Source organism: Streptomyces sp. NPDC005866 (genome assembly GCF_040629895.1).
Classification (GTDB): domain Bacteria; phylum Actinomycetota; class Actinomycetes; order Streptomycetales; family Streptomycetaceae; genus Streptomyces.
Genome location: NZ_JBEXWP010000011.1, coordinates 41027 through 63085, shown reverse-complemented (window position 1 = coordinate 63085; position 22059 = coordinate 41027). Strand labels below are relative to the sequence as shown.

The 22059-nt window shown below is 70.3% G+C and carries 20 protein-coding genes and 2 pseudogenes; 12 read left to right on the top strand and 10 right to left on the bottom strand.

All coding sequences use genetic code 11. From position 1 onward, the window contains the following. Positions 1-127: 127 nt before the first annotated feature. Both ABZ396_RS18165 and ABZ396_RS18160 read right to left on the bottom strand, forming a co-directional pair. A pseudogene (locus ABZ396_RS18165) lies at positions 128-1064 on the bottom strand (LysR substrate-binding domain-containing protein). Between the two features lie 70 nt (positions 1065-1134). Further along, positions 1135-2250, bottom strand: coding sequence for a winged helix DNA-binding domain-containing protein (locus ABZ396_RS18160; RefSeq protein WP_358924058.1), 1116 nt, complete (start codon positions 2248-2250; stop codon positions 1135-1137). Between the two features lie 191 nt (positions 2251-2441). Here ABZ396_RS18160 and ABZ396_RS18155 point away from each other — a divergent pair, with 191 nt between their 5' ends. The 3 genes from ABZ396_RS18155 (at position 2442) to ABZ396_RS18145 (ending at position 5327) form a co-directional block, all read left to right on the top strand. Beyond that, positions 2442-3614, top strand: coding sequence for a magnesium and cobalt transport protein CorA (locus tag ABZ396_RS18155; RefSeq protein WP_358924056.1), 1173 nt, complete (start codon positions 2442-2444; stop codon positions 3612-3614). Beyond that, positions 3569-4255 (top strand): phosphotransferase, encoded by a 687-nt coding sequence (locus ABZ396_RS18150; protein WP_358924054.1) that lies wholly within the window; start codon positions 3569-3571, stop codon positions 4253-4255. The genes ABZ396_RS18155 and ABZ396_RS18150 overlap by 46 nt, the downstream gene beginning before the upstream one ends. An 826-nt stretch (positions 4256-5081) precedes the next feature. Further along, complete coding sequence (locus ABZ396_RS18145) at positions 5082-5327, top strand: DUF5133 domain-containing protein (RefSeq protein WP_358924052.1); 246 nt, start codon at positions 5082-5084, stop codon at positions 5325-5327. 189 nt (positions 5328-5516) lie between these two features. On the opposite strand, the gene ABZ396_RS18140 is transcribed toward ABZ396_RS18145, so the two are convergent. Further along, entirely contained in the window at positions 5517-6821 is a 1305-nt protein-coding gene (locus ABZ396_RS18140) for a cytochrome P450 (RefSeq protein WP_358924050.1), read from the bottom strand. Between the two features lie 285 nt (positions 6822-7106). On the opposite strand from ABZ396_RS18140, the gene ABZ396_RS18135 reads away from it, so the two are divergent. Continuing rightward, a complete protein-coding gene (locus ABZ396_RS18135) occupies positions 7107-8726 on the top strand; it encodes an FAD-dependent monooxygenase (RefSeq protein WP_358924073.1) in 1620 nt (539 codons plus the stop codon). 47 nt (positions 8727-8773) lie between these two features. After that, positions 8774-9802 carry an amidohydrolase family protein gene (locus ABZ396_RS18130; RefSeq protein ID WP_358924048.1) on the top strand — a complete coding sequence of 343 codons (1029 nt, stop codon included), beginning with the start codon at positions 8774-8776 and terminating at the stop codon, positions 9800-9802. Between the two features lie 136 nt (positions 9803-9938). Here the strand turns inward: ABZ396_RS18130 and ABZ396_RS18125 are convergent, their stop codons facing one another. Then, the gene (locus ABZ396_RS18125) at positions 9939-11018 is read right to left on the bottom strand and encodes a right-handed parallel beta-helix repeat-containing protein (protein ID WP_358924046.1); all 1080 of its coding nucleotides are present in this window, start codon (positions 11016-11018) and stop codon (positions 9939-9941) included. Between the two features lie 182 nt (positions 11019-11200). Between ABZ396_RS18125 and ABZ396_RS18120 the strand changes: the two genes are divergently transcribed. Then, positions 11201-11458 (top strand): hypothetical protein, encoded by a 258-nt coding sequence (locus tag ABZ396_RS18120; RefSeq protein ID WP_358924044.1) that lies wholly within the window; start codon positions 11201-11203, stop codon positions 11456-11458. Between the two features lie 104 nt (positions 11459-11562). Here the strand turns inward: ABZ396_RS18120 and ABZ396_RS18115 are convergent, their stop codons facing one another. From ABZ396_RS18115 to ABZ396_RS18100, 4 genes are all read right to left on the bottom strand, one after another. Further along, a complete protein-coding gene (locus ABZ396_RS18115) occupies positions 11563-13065 on the bottom strand; it encodes an MFS transporter (RefSeq protein ID WP_358924042.1) in 1503 nt (500 codons plus the stop codon). Positions 13066-13793: 728 nt separating this feature from the next. Then, on the bottom strand, positions 13794-14609 hold the full coding sequence (locus ABZ396_RS18110) for an SAM-dependent methyltransferase (protein WP_358924040.1): 816 nt from the start codon (positions 14607-14609) through the stop codon (positions 13794-13796). 83 nt (positions 14610-14692) lie between these two features. Further along, entirely contained in the window at positions 14693-14944 is a 252-nt protein-coding gene (locus ABZ396_RS18105) for a DUF397 domain-containing protein (protein ID WP_358924038.1), read from the bottom strand. Further along, on the bottom strand, positions 14941-15810 hold the full coding sequence (locus ABZ396_RS18100; RefSeq protein ID WP_358924036.1) for a helix-turn-helix transcriptional regulator: 870 nt from the start codon (positions 15808-15810) through the stop codon (positions 14941-14943). Before ABZ396_RS18100 ends, ABZ396_RS18105 begins: the two co-directional genes overlap by 4 nt. Before the next feature lie 369 nt (positions 15811-16179). Here ABZ396_RS18100 and ABZ396_RS18095 point away from each other — a divergent pair, with 369 nt between their 5' ends. From ABZ396_RS18095 to ABZ396_RS18085, 3 genes and pseudogenes are all read left to right on the top strand, one after another. Next, positions 16180-16584 carry an ATP-binding protein gene (locus ABZ396_RS18095; protein ID WP_358924034.1) on the top strand — a complete coding sequence of 135 codons (405 nt, stop codon included), beginning with the start codon at positions 16180-16182 and terminating at the stop codon, positions 16582-16584. 205 nt (positions 16585-16789) lie between these two features. Further along, positions 16790-17170, top strand: coding sequence for a hypothetical protein (locus tag ABZ396_RS18090; protein ID WP_358924032.1), 381 nt, complete (start codon positions 16790-16792; stop codon positions 17168-17170). A 30-nt stretch (positions 17171-17200) separates the two neighbouring features. Further along, positions 17201-17316 (top strand): annotated as a pseudogene (locus ABZ396_RS18085) (IS5/IS1182 family transposase); the annotation flags it as partial. Positions 17317-17392: 76 nt separating this feature from the next. Here the strand turns inward: ABZ396_RS18085 and ABZ396_RS18080 are convergent. Continuing rightward, positions 17393-17914 carry a helix-turn-helix domain-containing protein gene (locus ABZ396_RS18080; RefSeq protein WP_358924031.1) on the bottom strand — a complete coding sequence of 174 codons (522 nt, stop codon included), beginning with the start codon at positions 17912-17914 and terminating at the stop codon, positions 17393-17395. 100 nt (positions 17915-18014) lie between these two features. On the opposite strand from ABZ396_RS18080, the gene ABZ396_RS18075 reads away from it, so the two are divergent. From ABZ396_RS18075 to ABZ396_RS18065, 3 genes are all read left to right on the top strand, one after another. Next, complete coding sequence (locus tag ABZ396_RS18075) at positions 18015-19493, top strand: MFS transporter (protein ID WP_358924029.1); 1479 nt, start codon at positions 18015-18017, stop codon at positions 19491-19493. 209 nt (positions 19494-19702) lie between these two features. Then, on the top strand, positions 19703-20626 hold the full coding sequence (locus tag ABZ396_RS18070) for an LLM class F420-dependent oxidoreductase (RefSeq protein ID WP_358924027.1): 924 nt from the start codon (positions 19703-19705) through the stop codon (positions 20624-20626). A 68-nt stretch (positions 20627-20694) separates the two neighbouring features. After that, on the top strand, positions 20695-21519 hold the full coding sequence (locus ABZ396_RS18065) for a DUF1684 domain-containing protein (RefSeq protein ID WP_358924025.1): 825 nt from the start codon (positions 20695-20697) through the stop codon (positions 21517-21519). Positions 21520-21546: 27 nt separating this feature from the next. Here ABZ396_RS18065 and ABZ396_RS18060 read toward each other — a convergent pair whose 3' ends face one another. Continuing rightward, positions 21547-22053, bottom strand: a complete 507-nt coding sequence (locus ABZ396_RS18060) for a cupin domain-containing protein (RefSeq protein WP_358924023.1) — start codon at positions 22051-22053, stop codon at positions 21547-21549. Positions 22054-22059: the final 6 nt, after the last annotated feature.

The following is a 22059-nucleotide window of genomic DNA, read 5'->3' as shown; positions in this document are numbered from 1 at the left end:
CTCGTCGGCGGTGAGCCTGCCCGCCGCACCCCAGCCCTGAACTCCTCCGAGTGCGCTTCCCGTTCGGTGGGGCCGGTCCATCGCGCCAGCCGTCCGTGACCAAAAAGGCAGATCACGACCGCGGCGATCAGCTTGCGTGATCGCCGCAGGCCGGCAGCAGGGCGTTCAGGTGCGGGGGCGGGGTGACGGCGGACACGACGAGGCCGGCCGCCAGGGCCACGCCCGGCGCCCGGAACGGTACGAAGGTCACCGCCGGGCTGCGCAGCACGCGCGCGTGGGAGGCGTACACGACCGTCCACATCGGGCCGGTGCCGATGCCGGCGAGGATGTCCTGGAGGGATCCGGCGACGGTCCGGGCAGCGGTTCCAAGCCGGCGTCACGGCAGGCACCGACGACCAGGTCGACCAGGTCGACAAGGGCCGGATTGTTGCGGCGCTCGGTGAGCGCGAGGGGCAGTCCGGCCAGTTCGTCGAGGCCGAGCTCCGTGCGCGCGGCGAGGGGGTCCGGCTGGTCGAGAGCGAACTCGTCGGCGTTCGCCGAGCTCCGTGCGCGCGGCGAGGGGGTGGGTGGCGGGGAGAGCGGCGACCAGGGGGTCGGGCCACAGCGGATGGACCCGTACGCCGGGCACCGGCTCGACCGCTCGTACGAACGCGGCGTCCAGCCGCCCGCCCGCGACCCGGGCGAGGCGTTCTGCGACCGGCAGCGAGTACAGCTCGACGGGCACGTCCGGCGCACGGCGGGCGAACGCGGGCCAGTACCCGGTCCAGGTGCGCGCCGAGCCCCGTGCTGGTGCCGATCCTGAGCCCGGCCGGCGGGGCGACGGCGGCCCGGGCCTTCTGGGCCGCCGCCGGCACCGCCCGTGCCTCGGGCAGCAGCCGCTCCCCCGCGCCCGTGAGCCGGACCCGGCGCGGCGAACGGTCGAACAGCTCGGCTCCCAGCTCCCGCTCGAGGCGCTGTATCTCTATGCTCACCGCGGACTGCACGATGTGCAGCCGTTCGGCGGCCCTCCCGAAGTGCAACTCCTCGGCGACGGCGACGAAGTAGGTGAGCTGCCGCAGTTCCATGGCCCCGACTCCAGAGGCGCTGTTTGAATGTGCTCTGACCCTTTCTCGACGGATGGGGCGAACTGACCTGTCACCGACCGGCTTGGGATACGACCGTCCCGAACCTGATGTCGTACGAGGTTCCGGGGTGCAGGGTGGCCAGCATGTGCTCGGCCTCTTCTGCTACGGCGGCCCGCTCGGCGGCGCCGCTCAGCGGGCGGAAGGTCTCGATGACGAGGGCGTCGTCCACCGGCTTCCACACGCCCGCCAGAAAGCCGTCGACGAGCAGGGTGCGGTGAGGCTGGTTGCCCTGCCAGAGGCGGCCCCGGTGCTCGGGCGGGACGACGCGGGTGCGGTCGGCGTGGGAGAGGAGGAGGTTGTCGTACTCGGGGAGGAAGCGAGGCGGGGCGGGGGTCTCGGGGTCGGGGCGGGGGGCGTCGGGCAGGTCGAAGAGTTCGACGCCGTTCTCGCCTTGGAAGGTGAGGAGACGGGGCCGGAGCCGTTCGAAGACCTCACGCATCCGCGTCAGTCCGGCCCAGCTCTGCATGTCCTTGACGGAGGCCGGGCCGAAGGCGGCGAGATAGCGCAGCACGGTGTCGTCCGGCGCCGGGGCCGGTGCGGCGGGGCGGCCCAGCCAGTGCTCGGCGGTGGTGAGGGCGACCTGCCCGGACCGGCCCCACAGGCCGCGCGGGGGTACCTGGACGAGGGGCAGGGTGCAGCGAGCGGCGACGGCCAGGGACTGCGGGTCGGCATCGGGCCACTCGGCACCCAGCGCCGTACGCAGCTCGGCCATGGTGCGCGGCTCGGCCTCGACCAGGTCGCGGACGAGTACGGCGAGCCGGTCCAGGCCGACGCCGGCCAGGCCTTTGCGGAAGGCGGTCAGCTCGCGGTCCCGGGCGGCCTGGACGAGCGGGCGCAGGGTGAGGGCGTCGTCGGCGGTGTGGGTGTGGATGGTCGACCGCATGGTGACGATACGGACGACCTCCCGGTCCGCCATCAGCCGCGAGAGCCGCTCCGGGGCGAAGCCGTCGAGGCGGGCCGCGAGGGCGTAGTACGGCGGCTTCACGTTCTGCGCCTGGAGGCCGACGAGATGCGCCACGGCCTCCTCCGCCGACCGGGATGAGCGGCGCAGCAGCAGCTGACGGTCGAGGGTGGCACGATTGAGAGCGCGGGTACCGAGAACCGGGCCCGGTGACGTCTTCGCCATATCGGGCACGCTAACGCCCATCGCGGACAGATCCTGTCCGTTCCTGTCCGTATCTCTCACCGAATCCCGTCGTGATTCTCTCCGCCGGGCCTGTATGCCCCGTATATCCTGCTCCGAGACCCACTGATCACGCCTGATCACTACGATCACACAGATCACGCCGATGCAGGCCCCACCGAGAGGCGGCCGCGATGTCCGAGCGACGCCCCAGCCCGGCCTCGAAGAACTCCGGGAACGGCAGGAGTGCCAGAAGGTCCGTCTGGCGCCGCGCCCTGCCGCGGGAGCAGGACACGGCCGAGCAGCCGAAGCCGGACTCCGCGTCGGCCGCGGAGCCGGGCGAGCCGCCGAGCGTCGTGGAGGCGGCGCTGTACCGCGACGGTGTGCGCGTGTCGACGCCGGCGACCCTCGCGGAGACATACCGGGAACTGCACGACCAGCCCTCGGGCATGGCGTGGATCGGCCTGGGCCGCCCCACCTCGGACGAACTCCTCTCCCTGGCCGTCGAGTTCGACCTGCACCCGCTCGCGGTCGAGGACGCGATGGAGGCCCACCAGCGCCCGAAGCTGGAACGGTACGGCGACACGCTCTTCGTGGTCCTGCGCGCGGCCCGTTATCTGGACGCACCGGAGGAGGTCGACTTCGCCGAGCTGCACGTCTTCGTGGGCCCGGACTTCGTGATCACGGTCCGGCACGGCGCGACACCGGACCTCTCGGCGGTACGCCGCCGCATGGAGGACAGCCCCGACCTGCTGAAACTCGGCCCGGAAGCGGTCCTCTACGCCATACTCGACGTGGTGGTCGACGGCTACGCCCCGGTCGTCGAGGGCGTCCAGAACGACATCGACGAGATCGAGACGGAGGTCTTCCGCGGCGACCCGGAAGTCTCCCGCCGTACCTACGAACTCTCCCGCGAGATGGTCGAGTTCCAGCGCGCCACCCGCCCCCTGGTGGGCATGCTGCACGGCCTGATGGCCGGCTTCACCAAGTACGGGACCGACGAGGAACTCCAGCGCTACCTCCGCGACGTCGCCGACCACGTCACCCACATCAGCGAACGCGTGGACGGCTTCCGTCAGGCCCTCACCGAGATCCTCACGGTCAACGCGACCCTGGTCACCCAGCAACAGAACGCGGAGATGCGGGCGTTGGCGGAGGCGGGCTTCGAACAGAACGAGGAGATCAAGAAGATCTCTTCTTGGGCGGCCATTCTGTTCGCTCCCACACTGGTCGGGACGATCTACGGCATGAACTTCAGGGAGATGCCGGAGTTGCACTGGGCACTCGGGTACCCCTTCGCCGTCGCCCTGATGGCGATCGTATGCGCCAGTTTGTACCTCATCTTCAAGCGGAAGGACTGGCTCTGAGTAACCGGCAGCACGAGCGCGTGCCCTGTGGACTAAGACCGGCTCGCGGTGGGTTGGTGTTGCTGGACGGCTCCGCGATACGGATCCGGCGGCGCACCGGTGCTGAGGGATTGGAGACGCGCGTTCCCTTGCTGGCCCGTCAACTCGTGGCGATCCACGCGTTGCGACCCGCCGAGCGGCCCCGGGAGTATGTGACGTTGACGACCGCCGACACTGTCGTCACTCCGAAGGGCGCCGACGCGGCGGCATGGGCCGCGGCGATCGACGTGATTCGCAAGCCCGCGCCGCCCTATGAAGAGCGATTCCTGCACCGGGACTTCCAACCCGGCAACGTGCTGTTCGACGTGCCGCCCTCAAGGCCAGCGGGTGCCCGGATCACGGGGGTCGTCGACTGGGCAGCGACCTCCTGGGGCCCGGCGGATCTCGATGTGGCGCACTGCTCGACCAATCTCGCGCTGCTGCACGGCCCAGCGTGGGGTCTGCGGCTCCCTCAGGTGTATGAGGAGGCCGGCGGGGTGCTGGCCGCGGCCGCGAGCGAGCGGCTGTACTGGCGGGTGCGGAACGGGCTGGCGTGCTCAGAAGAAGTGCGGTTGGTGGCGCAGTCATGGCGGGAGGCGGGGAGGACAGAGCTGACGACGTGAGTGGTGGAGGAGCGGCTGGATGCCTATGTCACCGCCCTGATGGCGGCGCTGGGCTGAACCAGAGCGGCCTGGGGCGCGGGCACGGTGGCGAGCGCCGGGCCCGGTTGCCACGTCCGGGAGCGGAGCCGATCGCACATCCGCACCGGGGCACCCCCGAGTACGGGCTGGCTCCCGGCCGACAGCTCTGCGACGCCTCCGAATCGAACGGCAATATCACTCGCCGTAATAGCTCCCCAAGGTCTGTGCCAGAGCCCCATTCTCGTGAACGGAGCCAGCGGGGAGAGGTGGCCGCCTACTCGGTGCAGTGGTTCGAGCACCGTGCCGCTGCAGAGCTCGAAGAGAAGCGCGCCATCCGCGAGGAGACGCCCGCGCACAACGTCCATTCAACTCCGCGCCACAGCACGGTGGTCCTTGCCGGCGCCCACCGATCGTTGGCGGCATGTCGGGCCAGAGAGTCCAGCGGCCTGGTCACAGCCGTCTCCCCCGGGTCGGGAAAGCGGCTGTGGCGCAGACTCAGGGCCGCCGACAGCGGTTCCGCGGTCTCCTCCGAGCAGCGGACGCAGGTCATCGGGCGGTCTCCTCCGAGCAGCCGACGTAGGCCACAGGCCCTCAGTGGCTCCGGCGCACCGCCCCGGCGGGCGCCGTTCCCTTCTGCCGAGCGAACCTCGACGCGTGCGCGCATACGGCGATCAGGCGGGGGCATACGACTCGCGAGAGGACGTACTGCTCCGCCGCGACGGCGGCGTCACCGAGGAGTGCGTGCTGCTCGGTGGATACCGCGGGCCCGGTGCGTACGGCGGCCCGCCTCTCGAGAGAGGTTGTCACTGTGCTGCTGCCCGTGGAGAAGGAACTGCGGTCGGTGTTGGCCCGCTTCGCCGATGCCCGGTTCCGCCATGACCTCCACCCCACCGGCCAGTCCAGCCGGGAGCTGGAAGACACCTCTCACACGCTCTGCGCCATGACCGGCACCCAGTCGGTGGAGCACGCCCTCGCCGCCGCCGACGTACTCCTGGACCAACTGCGAGCGGACCGTCACGCCGCCACCAGGGCCGGCCAGACCCTGGCTGCCTGAGCCGCGCCGCCTCAGAGGCTGGGCGGCTCGGCGGCCGGATCGGATCCCTGCGATGCGATGCTCCAGATCCGCGACATCGCCGCCCGTGCGTGGCCCGGACGGGCGACATCCGAGTGCGCCGCGACCCCGGCGTCGCGCCGGCCGTACCGGCAGCGTGCTTCGCCGGGGTCGCGGGCTACGCCCGTGATGTCACGCGATGTCGACCATCCCGGACGCCCAGTCGTCCAGAACCCTGGAGGGGTCCAGGACGACGGGCAGTTCGGTCAGGCCCCGGAACGCGGGGAAGGGCACGGTGAGCCACTTGGCCTCGTCCGTCGGCAGGGCCAGGGAAAGTTGCGGGAAGCGGCGGAAGAGCGAGGCCAGGGCGATCTGCATCTCCATCCTCGCCAGCGGTGCGCCGAGGCAGTAGTGCGGCCCCGTACCGAAGCCCAGGTGGTTGCTCTGTACGCCCGGCCGGGTGATGTCGAAGGTGTCGGGGCTCTCGAACGCAGCGGCGTCCCGGTTGGCCGAGGTGACCGCGATCTGTACCAGCGAACCCTTGGGAATGAGCGTCCCCGCGATGGTGATGTCCTCGAGGGCGTGGCGGAAGGTCGCGTTCTCGACCGAGCCCTCGAAGCGGATGATCTCCTCGATCGCGTTCGGGAGGAGGTCGGGTGAGTCGATCACCTGCCTGAGCTGCTCGGGATGGGTGAGCAGGGTGTAGACGGCGTTGCCGATGAGGTAGGCGGTCGTCTTGTGGCCAGCGAACAGCAGCACCCAGAGCGTGGACAGCAACTCACCGTCCGTCAGCGACTCCTGCTCGTCCTGCGTCTGGATGAGGACGCTGAGCAAGTCGTCCTCGGGGGCCTTGCGCTTACGGGCGATGAGGACCTCGAAGTACTCCCGGAGGGTGTTCTCCGCCTCGGCCAGGCGATCCTTGTCCTTCTTGCTGAAACCGGTCCGCGCGACGACGCTGCACCACTGCTGGACCTCCTGCCGCTCCTCCTCGGGGACGCCGATGAGCTCGCAGATCACCTGCAGGGGCAGCGGGAAGGCGAAGGCCGACAGCAGATCGACGGCCTGCAGGGTGGAGCAGTTGTCGAGCAGCGTGTCGGTGAGCTCCTGGATCCGTGGGCGCAGCGCCTCGATACGGCGGGGCACGAAGGCACGGTTGACGAGCCGGCGCAGCCGCGTGTGCTTCGGCGGGTCGGCGAACAGCATGTTGTCGTCCAGGGCGATGGAGGAGTCGCCGAAGATGGACCGGTAGGCGTCGATGGCCGCGTACATGTCCTTGCTGATCCTCGGGTCGGCAAGGGCGGCCTTCGCGTCCTCGAACCGGGTGATCAGGTACGAGTGCACACCGTGGGGCGGTGTGATGCGGCACACCGGCGCGTTCTCCCGCAGGTGCTGGTAGAGGGGGTGCGGGTTGGCCCGGTACTCCGGGCAACCACGGGATGCCGCGTCCACCGCCCGTGCTGTCTCGTCCGCGGTCTCCTGCTCCTGCATCTGAGTCATCGACGGCCCCTCTTCTCTTCCCACGGTGGCGCAGGTCGGCTGCAACGCTGGAATGCATTGACGCCACTCGGAACGGGAAAACGCGATTCACCCTGACGCGGACCCATGTCGTCGGCACGGTATGGAAGCGGAAAAGCAGAGTGCGCCGTCCGGCGGAAGGCTCGATTGCCGACCCCGGGGGCCTGTGACAGGTTCGGACCCAGGGCCGCCAAGAATGCGAATCGCTGCCCGAACTACCGCTGGGTCACTGGAGGAGGACGGGCCGTGGACGCGCGCGACAAAGAAATGGTGCCGGTATTGATCGTGGGCGGTTCGCTTGTCGGACTGTCCGCGTCGGTGTTTCTGGGAAGACTGGGCGTCAGCCATATGGTCGCCGAGCGCCGGGCCGCCACTTCCGAACATCCCCGGGGCCGGGGGAACAACATGCGGACGATGGAGTTGTTCCGCACCGCCGGGCTGGAACCGGACATCAGAAAGGCCGCGGCCGTCCTGTCCGGCAATCACGGCATCATGCAGACGGACAAGCTGTCGGGTGGTGAGAGCAGATGGCTCTCGGCCCGTCTCACCGGCGGAGCCCCCGAGACGAACGTGTGCTCCACCCGGCGGTGCGCGTGCAGCCAGAACGACCTGGAGCCGGTCCTGCTGGCACACGCCCGTCAACTGGGCGGGGACGTGTGCTTCGGTACGGAGCTGATCTCCTTCACCGAGGACCGGGACGGCGTGACGTGCGAACTGCGCGAGCGGGAGAGCGGCCGGACGTACTCGATGCGAACGGCCTACCTCCTGGCGGCCGACGGGCCGCGCAGCCCCGTGCGCGAGCGGCTGGGCATCGGGCAGAGCGGCGGGGGCGACCTGTTCCACAACGTCAGCGTCACCTTCCGCAGCAAGCTCCTCCGTCAGGTGGTGGGGGACCAAAGGTTCCTCGTGTGCTACCTGAACGGAACCGAGGGCGAAGGGGTCCTGCTGCCCGTCGACAACGAGGAGAATTGGGTCTTCCACGTCCCGTGGTTCCCCGAGCGCGGCCAGACGCTCGAGTCCTTCACCGACACGCGCATCGCCGACCACATCAGGGTCGCCGCCGGCGTACGGGACCTGGACGTCGAGGTCACGGGACGCGCCCCGTGGCACGCGGCGGACCGGGTCGCCGACCGCTACCGGCAGGGACGCGTCTTCCTCATCGGTGACTCGGCCCACGAGATGCCCCCAACCGGCGCCTTCGGATCCAACACGGGCATCCAGGACGCGCACAACCTCGCCTGGAAGATCGCGGGCGTACTGCGCGGCTGGGCGGGAGAGGGCCTGCTGGACACCTACGAGAACGAACGACGCCCGGTCGCCCTGGCCACGAGTGCCCGTGCCATCGAGCAGGCCGCACGCGAGCAGCACCCCGGCTACACCGCCGCGCAGGGCTCGGGCCAGAGCACGGACCTGATGACCGTGTCCCTCGGCTACCGCTATGTCTCCACGGCCGTGTCCGGCGCCGACACCGACGCGCCGACCATCCCGCAGACGCTTCGCCTGCAGGCGGACCCCGGCACCCGGGCCCCGCACATGGCCGTCGTGCACAACGGGGACACCAAGTCGACCGTCGACCTGTACGAGCGGTGCTTCGTTCTCCTCTGCGGCCTTGCGGACGGGCCGTGGCCGTCGTCCGCCCACGCCGCGGCGGCCAAGCTCGGCGTTCCCCTGGTGTCCTACCGCGCCGGCGCCGGCCCGGACTTCGACCTCGACACCTCACCCGCCCTGGCCGCCGGTGCCGAGGACTGGGCCGCCACGCACGGCGTCACCCCGCAGGGCGCGGTGCTGGTGCGCCCCGACGGAATGGTCGCCTGGCGCTCCGGCGACCTCCCCGCGAACCCCGAGGACGAGCTGAAGCACGTTCTGCAAGGCCTCCTCAGCCGCTGATCCCGCTCTCCGAGCCCTCGAACCGTTCCACCACAGGGAGCCCTTCCATGCCTCAAGCCGCCAAGACCACCGACCTGCAGGCTCCGGGCGACATAGGCCTGCGCACCGCGCTGAGCGCCGACGACGCCCGGCACGAACGAATAGACGTCCACCACCACTACACCGCCCCCGAATGGGTGCGTTGGGCCGAGAAGAACGGGATCGCGGACGGTGACAGGCTGCCACCGTGGACCCGTTGGGACGAGGCCGCCGCCCTGGACCTGATGGATCGGACCGGCACGCGCACCAGCATCCTCACCGTCGCCATGCTGGGACGCTTCCAGGACGCGGCGACACGCAAGGAGAGCACGTGTGTCGCCCTCGAGGCCGCGGGCGACCTGACCGTCCGGCACTCCGGCCGCTTCGCCTTCTTCACACCCGTCTTCCTCGACGACGCCGAGCTCTCCCGCTGGTCCGTCGCCCATGGGATGGACCAGCTCGGCGCGGTGGGCGTCAGTGCGCGCACCAGCACGGGCAGCACGTATCTGGGCGACCCCGGGCTCGACCCGATCATGGCGGAGCTCGACGAACGCGCCGCTGTGATCAGCACGCACCCCATGCAGGTGAACACCTCCGGCGCCCCCGAGGGTGTACCGCCGTTCGTGTGCGACTTCCTCATGGACACGACCCGCGCCGCACTGAGCCTGATCATGAACGGCACTCTGGACCGTTTCCCGCGGCTCACGTTCATCCTCCCGCACGGCGGCGGGTACCTCCCCTACATCGCGAGCCGGATCGAGGTCTTCGGGCGCCAGCTCGTCCCGGCCGTCGATCCCGGCCGCGTCCGCGACTACCTGCACCGCTTCTACTACGACACGGCCGCGCCCATGTCCCCGTCGGCCACCCCCACTCTGCTGGCCGCCGCGGGTTCCTCCCGCATCCTCTACGGAAGCGACTGGCCGCCGACCCCCACCCGGGTGGTCGCCGATGTGACAACTCCCGCTCTGGACAGGGATCCCGCCCTCGGCGACCAGGAGCGCGGTCACATCAACCGTGGGAACGCCCTGCGTCTCCTGCCCGCCCTCGCGCCGGCCTGAGCACGCCCGGGGGGTCGTCCTCGTACCGCGTGCGTGAGTGCCACGGAGAATCGCTGCCCGGCTCGCTCGGCGCTCGGACGGACATCGGCCGTGCGGTTCGTCTCACCGAGCCGCACGGCCGACGCGCGGCTTCACCTCAGCACAGTTCCGCCGGGATCGAGACCTGGCAGAAGTTGCCGCGGAAGAGATTGCTCCCCTTCGTGGCGTTCTGGTTGACCAGGTCGGCAGGGGCGTTGGCGATGATCCAGTTCTCGTCGACGCGGTTCTTCTCGTTGACCGCGCCGACGAAGCTCTTGAACAGCACGATTCCGCCCGACAGCGAGGACCGGCCCCTGTTGCCCGCGACCACGTTGTGCGTCAGCAGCGCGTTCTCCGCGCCGGCCAGCACGATGCCCGAGCCCTGCACGAACGGCAGCCGGGCCGTCTTGGCGCAGTACTTGTTGTTGTGGAGCACCTGGTTGCCTTGGATGGTGAGAGCGCCGGCACGGGGCTTGTTCTCGTCACCGATCACGATCAAGCCGGTGCAGTTCCCGGTCATGTGGTTCCGCTGGACCGTCAGGTTGCGCAGGCGGAGGATCGTCAGGCCGTTCCGGTTGTCCTGCAGGGCGTTGCCCTCCACGACCAGGCCCCGGCTGTCCGTGGCCCCCTTCTCCGACATCGTCGTGTTGGCGAGGTAGAGGCCGGCGTCACCGTTGCCGCGGGCGATGTTGTCTCTGAACACGCCACGTGTGGAGTGCTCCTGCGAGATGCCCCACTTGCCGTTCTTCTCGGCCCTGACCCGCTGCACGGTCAGGCGGTCGGTGGCCAGGGACCACAGACCGACGCTGGAGAAGCCCGTCACCTTCAGGTCGGAGACAGTCACGTTCGCGACGGGCTTGTTCCTGAGCCCGACCACGCAGATGCCCTTTCCGCCCTCCACGCAGCCGATAGCTCCCTTGGTGCTCGGGGCGGCCTTCTTCTCGGGAGGCACAATCACCGTGCGGGGACCGACGCCGCGCAGTGTCAGCCCGGAGGTCTTGACGGTGACGCTCTCGCGGTACGTGCCGGCCTGCACCAGGACCGTGTCACCGGCACGGGCCGCGTTCACCGCCTTCTGGATCGACTCCCCCGGGTGCACCGTCAGGGTTCTCGGTGACGCGGCGGCCGGGAGGGCACCAGCGCCCACACCGAGGAGTACGGCGACGAACGCGGCATACCGAACATGATTCCTCTTCATGTCCGGAAAATAAGACCGGATATGCGGCTGCCCGCCTGACAACTCGCCCGCATGCCTCCGGTCGGGCGTACGGGTTCACATCACCGGCCGCGTAACGGCGGTCGGAGTAGCAGCGGTGGCAGCCCGATCCGGCCGTACCTAGGCTCGCTAGCGGAAACCACAGTCCGCGGGAAGGACACGGAATGCCTCAGGTAGACGAAGAAGAGATCCGCGTCAGCGCGACCGATACGGCGGATCAGCCCCGAACCCTCGGGAGTGTTCTGCGTTCCGCGGTCAAGGACACCATGCTGCTGCCGGTGTTCCTGGTCCTCACCGCCATGATGCTGGCACTGTGGCTCATGGGTATGCCCTTCATGCAGGCCTTGACCATTTCGACCGCGGTGAAGATTTCGATGGTCCTGTTCGAAGCGCGTCGGCGGCCTTGCACGTCGAAGGTTTGACGCCCGGCGCCCCTCTCCGTTCCGTCATCCTGCGGCCAGGGCGCTTCCTGGGGGTCGGGGCGCCCCTCCCTTGGGCGGCGCACTTCTCCGGTCCGCGCCCGGTGTCAGGCCCCGCGACCCGCCTTCTCGCCGGCCCCGCTCTCCCCGAGGCCCCGCGGCACCGCCGCCGCGAGGTCGTCGCGTCCGGGATGCGCCCGGCGCTCCCGCAGGTCGGCCACCGCCAGGACCAGGGCGACGAGGATGATCGCCATGGCGGTGAGCAGCCCGAGCTGAAGGGCTGTCGTGGAGCGGCCGTGGTTGGCGACATGCGCGAAATAGACAGAGCCGACCACGGCGATACCGGCGGCCGAGCCGATGCGCTGGCCAGTCTGCAGCACCCCGCCCGCCGCACCGGCACGTCGTACCGGTACGAGCGTCAGCGTGAGGGTCGTGTTGGGTGAGACCGTGAGGCCGGACCCGATTCCGCCGATGACCAGCGGCAGCGCCATGGCCCAGCCCACGCCGTCCCCGGGCACCAGCCGAACGGCGACGACGACACCGAGCAGCCCGAGAGCCACCCCGCTCAGGCCGATGACGACCAGGCTGCGGCCATAGCGCATCACCAGCCGGCCCCCGATGGCCGCGCCGACCGCCGATGCGGCCGCGAACGGCAGGATCGTCACACCCGCGGCGAGCGCGCTGTATCCCGCCGTGTTCTGCAGGAACAGTGACAGGACGAAGAAGATGGTGGTCAGCCCGGCGAAGAACATGAGGCTGATGAGAGCGCCGAGCGTGAAGGAGCGCAGGGAGAAAAGCCCGAGGTCGACCAGCGGCGCCTTCCCCAGGCGTCCCTGGGTCCTCTCCCACACCCAGAAGGCCCCGAGCAGCAGTGCGCCCACCGGAATCAGCAGCCACTTGGCCCGGCCCTGCCACTGCTGCTCCTGCACCAGGGGCAGCAGCAGGGCGAGTACGCCCGCACCGAGCAGCAGTACGCCGAACGGGTCGAACTTCTCCCGTCTCTCGTTCGGCACCGGGAGACGGGGCAGCAGCCGGTTCCCCGCTACGAGGGCGGCCACCCCGATCGGCACGTTGACGAAGAACACCCAGCGCCACCCGTCGGCCGTGCCGAACGCGTGGATCAGCAGTCCGCCCGCCAGCGGGCCCACCGCGGTGGACACGGCGACGACGCTGCCGTGGAAGCCGAACGCCCGGGCCCGCTCGGCACCCTGGAACATCTGCTGGATCAGCCCCGAGGTCTGCGGTGCTACCACACCGGCGGCCGCACCTTGGATGAGCCGGCACACCACCAGCCAGGTGGGGCCGGTGGCGAGGCCGCACGCCACCGACGCGGCCGTGAACACGGCGAGGCCGAACAACAGCGCCTGGCGGCGGCCCCGCAGGTCACCCAGTCGTCCCGCCGGGGCCAGCGCGAGCCCGAAGGCGAGGGCGTACCCGGACACCACCCAGGACTGGGTGGCTTCGGAGGCACCGAGCCCGCGCTCCATGGACGGCAGCGCCACGTTCACGATCGAGACGTCGAGCAGCGAGATGAATCCCGCGGTCAGACAGACCCCGAGCGCTTTCCACCGCCGGTCGTCGAGAGCGGGCCGAGCCGTTTCTGTGGTCATGTGATCACGCTATGCAGCCGCGACCGGTCGCACCAGCCGGGGAGAGGGCGCCGGGATGCGGGACCGTCGATCCCGGCCTTCGCGCCCGGCCCGGTTGCGCGGCCGGCCTCGGGGCGGCATCCGCCTTTGGCGGCCCCCTCCCCCAAGGGCATCCCGGCTGGGGTCGTGACCTCCGGCTCGGCGCGGAGCCGGATGACGAACAGGGCGTGCGGGTGTGGTCCTCCGGGGCGACCTTGCCGCCGGGGGTGCTCCAGCCACCGGGACGGTCGGGACCGTGCACGGCAAGCTCTCGACGGCACCGGGATCGCCCCCGAGATCATGCACTGGACAGCGGCTGCGGCATCGGATTTCCGAGCCCACTGCCCAGGAGCCGCCACGAGCACATTCGCCACGCCCTCGTCCGCAGCCTCGTCCCGCCCCTCCCGACGCCGTCTGCCGGCCGGCGGAGCCGGTCTGGCCCTCGGTGCGTCCGCCGGGGCGCTCGTCCCGTCGGCCCCGGCCGCCGCTGCGGAGCAGGCGTCCGCGGCGCTGTTCCGCTGGAGCCGCCTCACCCGCTGGAGGCCGAGACGCCGGTGGAATAGCTGCGGCTGAGAGCCGACCAGTGGGACCACAACCGGTACGACGCGGCCGGGGAGGACCTGGGCAGGACCAGGTGACCCGGAGGCCGTCCGGGTCAACTGCGCTGCGGACGCGGGGCCCGGCCGACCGGACTGTCGGCCTGACCTCGGTCAGCGTTTGATGCCCACGCCCGCCCAAAGGCTGATCTCAGCGTCCGCGGGCTCCGTCCCGTCGGCGGGTCCGTCGGGCCGCCAGCGGTGGCAGCAGACGAGGCCGGGCTCGATCAGGTCGAGCCCGTCGAAGAAGCGGATGACGTCCTTGCGTGAACGGAACTGCACGGGAGTCCCGGAGTTGGTGTAGGCCTCCGCGACCTTGTTCCAGGTGACGGGGTCGAAGTCGGGCGTGCAGTGGTTCATGGCGAGGGCGCTGCCGACCGGCAGTGAGTCGAGCAGCCGGCGGACGATGTCGTACGGGTCGTGCGGGGCGGTGATGAAGTGCATGAGCGCGTTGAGGGAGAGGGCGATGGGCTGGTCGAAGTCCAGGACCTCCGAAGCCTGCACGGCGCTCATCAGCGCATCGGGGTCCTTGACATCGGCCTCGATGTAGGTCGTGCGTCCCTGCGTCGTGCTGCGCATGAGGCGTTCGGCGTACCTGAGAACGAGGGGGTCGTTGTCGGCGTAGACGACGCGGGCCTCGGGCACCAGGGACTGGGCGACCTGGTGCAGGTTGGGCTCGGTCGGGATGCCGGTGCCGATGTCGAGCCACTGGCGGATGCCGTGCTCCTGCGCCAGGACACGGGTGGCCCGGTGCATGAACGCCCGGTTCTCGCGGGCGGTCACGAAGAGGCCGGGGTGGGCCTTCGCGGCGACCAGGGCCGCCTCCTTGTCGACCGCGAAGTGGTCCTTGCCACCGAGGAAGTAGTCGTACATCCGGGCCGAGTGCGCCCTGCTCGTGTCCAGGTCCCGGCCGGCCTGACTGGTGCTCATCTTTTCCCCTTCACTGGTGTGTGTGTCTGTCGGCCCGCAGGCCGGGAACGGGACCGGTGTCGTCCCTCCCGCTCACAGTCGTCTCATCCGGCGGCCAGATGATCGGCCAGGCCCTGTTTGACCCCGCGGACGAAGGCGGCGATCTCCTCGGGCGCGTAGATCAACGCGGGTCCGGCCGGGTCGGTCGACTGCCGTACGGCCACGCGGCCGTCGGCGAGCTGTTTCGCCTCCACGCACTGACCGCCGTTCGGCCCGCTCCACGGGCGCTGCCAGCCGCGCTCCCCGAGATCGCGGGCCGGCATCCCGTTGTACACGCCCTCGTCGGTGATCGTCATGAGTACTCCTTGCGCATGCGGTTCAAGAGCGCCCTGCTGTCCTCCGACGACGTCAGCAGCGCCATTCGGGAATGCGCCTCGAGATGCGCGACGACGTCCGCACGCTGGTCCAGATAGACGGAGGCGGACAGGAGTTCGCTGTAGACGATGTCCGGCAGCTCGGGTTCCTCGAACCGGAAATAGGTGAAGGGGGCGCACGCCCCGACATGGGCACCCGCGGCGAACGGGACGATGTCGATGCTGATGTGCGCGAGCTCGGACACGTCCAGGAGCCGCTCGATCTGCTCCCGCATCACGGCAGGGCTGCCCACCGCCCGGTGCAGGACGGCTTCCTCCATGACCACCCACAGCGTGGGGGCGTCCTCCCGTTCCAGCAGGCTCTGGCGGCGCAGCCGCAGCTCCACGCGGCGGGCGAGCTCCTCTTCGTTGCTGCTGTTCGGCAACCCGCCGCGCAGCACGGCGCGGGCGTAGTCGGGAGTCTGCAGAAGGCCGGTGACGTACTGGGGTTCATAGGTGCGCAGGGTCTTGGCGCCGGTCTCCAGGCTGACGTAGGCGGTGAACCAGCTGGGGACGGCGTCGCGGTAGGAGTGCCACCAGCCGGGCTCGTTGGCCTGCTCGGCCAGGTCGACGAACTCGTCGATCTCCTGGCGGTCCGCGCCGAAGGTCTCCAGGAGCTTCTCCACGTAGAGAGGCTTCAGCGCGACCTCGGCCTTTTCCAGCCGGCGGATCGTCAGGGTCTTCACGCGCAGTGCTTTTGCCGCGTCCTCCAGCGAGACACCGGCGCCGAGCCTCATGTCCTGCAGCCGGCGGCCGAGGATCATGCGCAGGACTGTCGGCGCACTGGTGCTGGAACGGGCCTCACTCACGCCCAACCTCCTGAAGGATCATCAACAACGCCATTCTGGCAGCGTCTTGATGGCGACGCCAGGGCGATATCCGACTGCTGAAATTATCAGGGAGTCGGTTGCAGCGTGAGCGCGATCACGCGCATAGTTGACATGTGAGCGGTCACGTCACAGCTCTGACGCAGCATCCGGCCCAAACGGGAGGCGTGATGCTAAAGCCGCCGTCGGCACCCCACCGCGGGGCTCCTGCCTCGGCACACGCCTCTCACGGTTCGAGGTGCAGCCCGCATCCCCACACCGCGCCCGCCCCCCCGAAGGCACTGGAAGGCGACATCCTTGACTCTGCCCACGCCCTCAACCCCGGTCTTGACCCCCGCCTCGGTCACGACCGTGCCTCGTCGGGAGTACTGGTTCGGCCTGCCCGCCCTGCGCACCAGCGCGAGATCCGCCCGCGACACCGTGCGCGACCGGCTCCGTGCCTGGAAGGTGCCCGGCGACGCATTGTGCGACGCGGTGCTGCTGGTCTCCGAGCTGACCACGAATGCCGTAATTCACACCGACAGCGGTCATGTCCTGTGTGGACTCACGCTGACCGACGACGAACGGTGCCTGCGTATCGAACTCCACGACGACGGCCCCACCCCGGTCCGCCCGCCCGAGTACCACGCCGGCCCGGGCGAGGAGAGCGGGCGAGGCCTGTTCCTCGTCCAGCAACTCGCGGACCGCTGGGGCTCCGCACGCTCGACGCGGGCCGAAGGCAAGGTCGTCTGGGCGGAGTTGACGGCTCACCCCTGACGCCATGGGCACCTGCGGGCGCCGAATGTGGCGCCCGCACCGGCAGCGACAGCCCGGATGCGGCGTGGCCAGGCCCGGCCTGCTGCGCACCAGACCTGTTCCCCCGCCCAACGATAGAGACCGCAGTCGGCACCGCACGGCCCCGCTACGTCCCCTTCGCGCGGCGATGAATCCCTTCTCCTCGATCCACCTGCAGAAGGCACCCATGACCCCCCACGGTGAAACCGCTTCTCCCGTCGTGCTGTACGTATGCGCCGACCGAGCCCGGGGCACGCGCGGGACAGCCACGCAGTGCGCGCAGACAGAAGGCCGCGCGTTCGCCCAGGAGCGCGGACTGGCGATCGCCGAGGTCGTCACCGACACGTACGGTGAGCCCGACCCGGCCCAGCGCAGAGGGTGGCAGCGCGTGAGACAACTGGTACAGACAGGCCACGTCACCGCGGTACTCGTCCGTTGGCCCAGCGCCATCGCCCCGGAGTCGGCGCACGAACTCCGGCACCGCGAGACCGCCTGGCTCCAGGACCACGGCGTGTGCGTCCGGTACACCTGGGCGCCTTTGTCGTCGAGCAGCGACGAGCCCCAGTGATCCCGCTCGGCGATGTCCAGATCTTTGACTCACCTGGCCAGTGACGGCGGCCGCCGTCCGGTGGCGGTTCCGACGACCCCAGGACAGGGGGTGACGCCCCACAGCTGATCACGGTCTTGAATCGCATCCGTGTTCCTCGTCCCCTCGATGTTCTTCGGCAGCGGTTCGTGGTCGAGGGCTTCGCGGATGTCTCGGGCCCGGCCCGCAGCCGGTCCGCCGACTTCAGGAGTGCGGGTCGCGCGGCAGCAAGGAGAGGGACTCCGGGGTGATCTGTCCGTCGCAGTGCCGGCACTCGGAGTCCATCCGCAGTGGGTGACCGCACTCGTGCTGGAAGGCGACGGCAGGGGTGTCCACCGCCCACTTGTCGCCCCACTGCAGCAGACCGACCATGACGGGGAAGAGTTCCCGTCCCGCCTGTGTCAGGTGGTATTCGTGGCGTGGCGGATGCTCGCTGTACCGCCGCCGCTCGATGACGCCGGCCGCTTCGAGCTTGCGCAGCCGGTCGGCGAGGATGTCGCGCGGTGCGCCCGTGTAGCCGACGATCTTCGCGAAGCGGTGCACGCCGTAGGCCATCTCCCGCAACGCGAGCAGCGACCACCGCTCGCCGACGATCTGCAGTGCGGCGGCGATCGAGCAGGGGCGCACGCCCACCGGCACACCCGCCATCACTGACGTCAGCGGCCTTGCGACGGCCCCGGTCCCGCCCGCCTGGGACTCCTCGGTCTGCTGGGGTTGTACGTCCATGGGCTCACGTTACCCCTGGTTGGTTGTGTTTCACGACTCACCCGGCGTAGCGTCGCGATCGGTCGGTAGGAAAATCCAACTCACTGTGCGAGGAAAAGACATGGCCATAACCGAGGGGGCCTCCACCGCCGCGCCTGCCGGGCCACCGGCGGCGCAGGAGCCGGTCCAGGACGCGGCCGCCCGACGGCACGCGATGCGGGTGCTGGCGCTGAGCAGTCTCGGCGTGTTCGTGGTGTTCCTCGACACCACGATCGTCAATGTCGCCTTCGAGACCATCGGCCGCAGTTTCCACGCCACGGCCGGCCATCTGGCGTGGGTGCTCAACGCCTACAGTCTGGTCTTCGCCGCCGTCCTCATCCCGGCCGGCCGGCTCGCCGACCGCTACGGGCGCAAGCGGGTCTTCCTCATCGGCATCACCGGCTTCGCGGCGATGAGCGCCCTGTGCGGGCTGGCGCCGAACGCCGGAATGCTCATCGCCGGGCGGGCCCTGCAAGCGGCGTTCGCCGCCCTGGTGACTCCGACGTCGCTGTCCCTGATCCTCCCGGAGTTCCCGGCGGCCCGGCGCCCGGTCGCGATAGGCACCTGGGGCTCCATGGGTGCGGCGGCCGCCGCGCTCGGCCCCACCCTGGGCGCGCTGCTGACCCAGTACGCCTCCTGGCGCTGGATCTTCCTCGTCAACGTGCCGATCTGCGCGGTGATCGCCGTCTTCGGGCTGCGCCTGCTGCGCGAGGCCCGCGACCCGCACGCCCACGGCCTGCCCGACCCCCTCGGCGTACTGCTGGTCGCAGCGATGCCCGCCGCGCTGAGCCTGGGCATCATCGAGGGACCGAACTGGGGATGGGCCGACCCGCGCGTGATCGGCGCCTTCGTGCTCGCCGCGCTGCTGCTCCCGGCGTTCGTCCTGCGCGAGCGTGCCACCGCGCAGCCCGTGATGGACTTCGCGCTCTTCCGGGTCCGGCAGTTCCGGCTGGTCAACGCGGCAACGCTGGTGTTCGCCGCCGCCTTCTACGGCATGCTGCTCAGCAACATCATCTTCCTCCAGACGGTTTGGCACTACTCGGTGCTGCGCGCCGCCCTCGCCACCGCGCCGAGCCCGCTGGTGGTCACAGCCGTGGCACGCACCGCCAGCCGTCTCTCCCACACCTACGGGGCACGCCGTGTCCTCACCTCCGGCGCCCTCTTCTGGACCGCCGGCCTCACCGCCACCGCGCTCTTCACCGGCCCCACCCCGCACTGGGTCACCCACTGGCTGCCCGCGGCGCTGCTTACCGGACTCGGTGTCGGACTCACCCTGCCCGCCCAGTCCGGAGCCGCCGTCCAGGCGCTGCCGCCGGGACGGTTCGCACTCGGCTCGGCGATCAACGCGAGCCTGCGCCAACTCGGCGCGGTACTCGGCATCAGCCTCTTCGTCGCCGTCCTCGGCACCCCCACCGCGGCCACCGCCGTCGACTCCTTCCACCGGGTCTGGTGGCTCCTCGCCTCCCTGGGCCTGGCCGCCGGCGCCGTCCTGTGGACACCGGGCAGTCGCCGGACCGACGCGGACACGGGGGCAGCCGAGCAGAAGCCGGTTGTTCGATGATCCCCTCGTCCGACCCTGCCGCAGGGCGAAACCGCGGTCGGCCGGCGAGACGGTTCCGCGGGCCCGCCGCCCGGGTCATGCCCTGTCGCCTTGAAAGCTCAGCGAAGTCCTCTGAAGGTCCTCCGGCCGTGTCTGCCTCCACATGACTGACAAGAAGCTGTCACACAGGAGCCGGAATGCCGGATCGGCCGTGGGCGGTTTCCACTGACATGACTGTAGGAGTGACGCTCAACGCGTCCGACGCGGAGAACCAGGTCGACGCCACGGTGCTGCTGGCTCGCGAGGCCGCGGCGGCCGGGCTGCGTTCGGCCTGGTTCGGGCAGACCTTCGGCGCGGACTCACCCCAGCTCGCGGCGATCGTCGGGCGCGCGGTACCCGGACTCCATGTGGGCACCTCCGCCATCCCCGTCTTCGGCCGACATCCGCTGCTCGTCTCCAGCCAGGCCCAGACCGCTCAGGCGGCCACCCACGGCCGCTACCACCTCGGGTTGGCCCTGGGCACCAAGCTCCTGACGGAGAGCGGCTTCGGGCTGCCCTTCGAACGGCCCATCGCCCGGCTACGTGAATTTCTCACTGCCCTGAGGCAGTTGACGCAGACCGGCACAGCCGACTTCCACGGTGAGCTGCTGACCGCCGCCCCGCCGCTGTCCGCGCGGGTGCCCGGCGCCGAGTACGGAGTGCCCCTGCTGGTCGCCGCGATGGGGCCGCAAGCCCTGCGGGTCAGCGGGGAACTGGCTGACGGGATCCTGCCGTATCTGGCGGGGCCGCGCGCGCTGGAGCAACACATCGTCCCGGCTCTCAACACCGCCGCACAGGCCGCCGGCCGTCCGGCGCCCCGGGTCGTGGCCCTGGTGTACGGCGTGGTCACGGACGACGTCGACGCCGTACGCGCGAAAGTCACCGAGCAGTTGGCCTTCTACGAGCAGTTTCCGTCCTACGCCCGGGTCATTGAGCTCTCCGGCGGCCGGCGGGCGTCCGACGTGGCCGTGATCGGCGACGAGAAGACGGTCGCGGCCGAGGTACGGCGCTACCGGGACGCCGGCGCGACAGAGGTGGTCTTCTCCGGCACGGACATCGCGGGAGAGGAGGACCGCAGGCGCACCTGGGCGCTCCTCGGCGAACTGGCCGCGTGAGCGAACACCGACAGCAGACGGCGCACCGACACAAGTTCCACACACCGGCGCAAGACGAAGGAGTTCTCATGACCACCGAGGTCACCTCGACCGAGCTACAGGCCTTCACCGAGGCCTGGCTGGACTGGTATCGCGCACAGGAGGAACGGCTCGCCGATCCGCACGGGTTCCTCGCGATCACCGGCCTGCACTGGCTCGACCAACGGCCGCAGCGCTTCCCGGACGCCCCGGGCTCGTGGTGGACCGACGCCGACGGGGTCGCCGTGGCCCTGGCGGACGGCGAGGAACTGGTCGTGGCGGGAACACCCGTGCGCGGCGAGCACCACTTCGGTGTGCTCCCCGAACGCGGTGGCGTCAACGCGGTCTGGAAGGACGCCGTGATCGAGGTGGCCAAGCGCGGCGGGAACGACATCGTGCGGCCCCGGCACCCGGATGCGCCGCTGCGCACCGCCTTCACCGGAACGCCCGCCTACGCACCGGACCCGCGCTGGGCCGTGACGGGCCGTCATGTCCCCTTCGTCGAGCCGCGACCGACCACCGTGGGCGCCGCGGTCGAGGGCCTTGAGCACGTGTACGACGCCCCGGGCCGCGTCGAGTTCGAACTGGACGGCCGGCCCCTGTCCCTCACCGCGTTCCCGGGGCACGGCCCGGGCCGGCTCATGGTGCTGTTCACCGACGCGACCTCCGGGGTCACCACCTACGCCGCCAACCGGGTCCTCAGCCTGGACGCGCCCGCAGCCGACGGAACGGTCGTCCTGGACTTCAATCGTGCGGTCAACCTGCCGTGCGCATACACGGACCTGGCCACCTGCCCCCTGCCGCCGACGGAGAACCGACTGCCCGTGGCGATCGAGGCCGGTCAGAAGATCCCGCGGGAGCGGGGCGGGGCCTGAGCACCGCGTCAGGTCCGGGTCGGTCGGTCACCCCTGGTCGGCCGGAAGCGCGTACAGACCGGGGAGGTTGACCACGATCGCCTCCTGGGTGCTGCGGGCGATCACGACCACCGCCTCGTCGTCGGGATCGGGGTTCTCCTCCCGGTGCGGCACGAAGGGTGGGACGAAGATGTAGTCGCCGGGCGAGGTACGCAGCCGTACCTCCTGCGGTTCCGGGCCCGAGTCGTCCAGGAAGACGAACTCGGGGTGCCCGCTCACCACGTAGATGGCGGTCTCGGACTCGCCGTGGTGGTGGTCGGAGGACGAAGTGGAGGGTGCCACATGGGTCTGGCCCATCCACAGCTTCTCGGAACCGACCGTCTTCCCGCTGACGGCCGCGAACCTGCGCATACCCCCCGTCTGGGCGGTGTCGCCGTCCAGGGAGTCGGCGCGGATGTGGTGCAGGCGGGTGCTCAGCGGCGCCACCAAGCGGTCCGGATCGTCGTGGAGGTGAGGGTGAAAGCCTTCACCGGCTGTCGTCAACGGCTCGCTCATGGAATG

What these genes read in the sequence shown, in the direction of transcription:
- ABZ396_RS18080 (WP_358924031.1), bottom strand. Translation starts at nt 17,914, where the DNA reads ATGGACGTACAACCCCAGCAGACCGAGGAGTCCCAGGCGGGCGGGACC.
- ABZ396_RS18140 (WP_358924050.1), bottom strand. Translation starts at nt 6,821, where the DNA reads ATGACTCAGATGCAGGAGCAGGAGACCGCGGACGAGACAGCACGGGCG.
- ABZ396_RS18130 (WP_358924048.1), top strand. Translation starts at nt 8,774, where the DNA reads ATGCCTCAAGCCGCCAAGACCACCGACCTGCAGGCTCCGGGCGACATA.
- ABZ396_RS18115 (WP_358924042.1), bottom strand. Translation starts at nt 13,065, where the DNA reads ATGACCACAGAAACGGCTCGGCCCGCTCTCGACGACCGGCGGTGGAAA.
- ABZ396_RS18125 (WP_358924046.1), bottom strand. Translation starts at nt 11,018, where the DNA reads ATGAAGAGGAATCATGTTCGGTATGCCGCGTTCGTCGCCGTACTCCTC.
- ABZ396_RS18135 (WP_358924073.1), top strand. Translation starts at nt 7,107, where the DNA reads ATGGTGCCGGTATTGATCGTGGGCGGTTCGCTTGTCGGACTGTCCGCG.
- ABZ396_RS18075 (WP_358924029.1), top strand. Translation starts at nt 18,015, where the DNA reads ATGGCCATAACCGAGGGGGCCTCCACCGCCGCGCCTGCCGGGCCACCG.
- ABZ396_RS18160 (WP_358924058.1), bottom strand. Translation starts at nt 2,250, where the DNA reads ATGGCGAAGACGTCACCGGGCCCGGTTCTCGGTACCCGCGCTCTCAAT.
- ABZ396_RS18105 (WP_358924038.1), bottom strand. Translation starts at nt 14,944, where the DNA reads ATGACGATCACCGACGAGGGCGTGTACAACGGGATGCCGGCCCGCGAT.
- ABZ396_RS18155 (WP_358924056.1), top strand. Translation starts at nt 2,442, where the DNA reads ATGTCCGAGCGACGCCCCAGCCCGGCCTCGAAGAACTCCGGGAACGGC.
- ABZ396_RS18110 (WP_358924040.1), bottom strand. Translation starts at nt 14,609, where the DNA reads ATGAGCACCAGTCAGGCCGGCCGGGACCTGGACACGAGCAGGGCGCAC.
- ABZ396_RS18150 (WP_358924054.1), top strand. Translation starts at nt 3,569, where the DNA reads ATGCGCCAGTTTGTACCTCATCTTCAAGCGGAAGGACTGGCTCTGAGT.
- ABZ396_RS18120 (WP_358924044.1), top strand. Translation starts at nt 11,201, where the DNA reads ATGCCTCAGGTAGACGAAGAAGAGATCCGCGTCAGCGCGACCGATACG.
- ABZ396_RS18090 (WP_358924032.1), top strand. Translation starts at nt 16,790, where the DNA reads ATGACCCCCCACGGTGAAACCGCTTCTCCCGTCGTGCTGTACGTATGC.
- ABZ396_RS18070 (WP_358924027.1), top strand. Translation starts at nt 19,703, where the DNA reads ATGACTGTAGGAGTGACGCTCAACGCGTCCGACGCGGAGAACCAGGTC.
- ABZ396_RS18060 (WP_358924023.1), bottom strand. Translation starts at nt 22,053, where the DNA reads ATGAGCGAGCCGTTGACGACAGCCGGTGAAGGCTTTCACCCTCACCTC.
- ABZ396_RS18065 (WP_358924025.1), top strand. Translation starts at nt 20,695, where the DNA reads ATGACCACCGAGGTCACCTCGACCGAGCTACAGGCCTTCACCGAGGCC.